The organism is Mesorhizobium sp. M2A.F.Ca.ET.037.01.1.1 (genome assembly GCF_003998075.1).
In the GTDB taxonomy this organism is placed as follows: Bacteria; Pseudomonadota; Alphaproteobacteria; order Rhizobiales; family Rhizobiaceae; genus Mesorhizobium.
Window position 1 is genome coordinate 1 of sequence record NZ_RZSA01001681.1, and the last position, 621, is coordinate 621.

Annotated in this window: 2 pseudogenes; one reads left to right on the forward strand and one right to left on the reverse strand. The window is 59.1% G+C overall.

The window, feature by feature from the left end:
• Nucleotides 1-75: 75 nt before the first annotated feature.
• Nucleotides 76-293: pseudogene (locus EOA27_RS42825) on the forward strand (extracellular solute-binding protein); the annotation flags it as partial.
• A gap of 124 nt (nucleotides 294-417) precedes the next feature.
• Here EOA27_RS42825 and EOA27_RS41330 read toward each other — a convergent pair.
• Nucleotides 418-621, reverse strand: a pseudogene (locus EOA27_RS41330) (conjugal transfer protein TraH); the annotation flags it as partial.

The following is a 621-nucleotide window of genomic DNA, read 5'->3' on the forward strand; positions in this document are numbered from 1 at the left end:
ATCCGGCATCGGGCGCGAGGGGTCCCCCCACGGACTCGAGGACTACCTTGAAATGAAATACCTCTGTATGGGCGGACCTCGCCCGAAATGATCAAGAAGTTCGAGAAGGCCCACAAGGTCAAGGTGACGATCACCGACTACGCGATTCCAACGACACGGCGCTGGCCAAGATCCGCCAGGGCGGCCATGGCTTCGACATCGTTGTCCCGTCGCAGAACTATCTGCCGATCTGGATCAGCGAGGGCCTTCTGCTTGAGACCCGGCCCGATCAGATGGAGAATTTCAAGAATGTAGCATCTGAAGCATAGGCTTGCGGATTGACAGCTAAAAATGCGTTCGATTGGTCGGCACGGAAATCCCAACTTGTGAGTCGAATGGGCGATGGCCTGTTGTACGAGCGGTAGCTCAGTCGTTCTTCTACCGGCCACGGCCGATCCCGGACAGGTCGATGCGAATGCCTGCCTTGTTGGGATCCTCCGACTCTGTGCGAGCCTGTACTGACGGCTCGGTCGCGGCCGCATCGCGCCTGTCATCATCTTCCTCTGCCGCCGGCGCGAGGGTGGCGTCGTCGAAGGCCTCGTGGACTGGGTTGCCGTACCATTTGGTGACAATGCGGTAGAC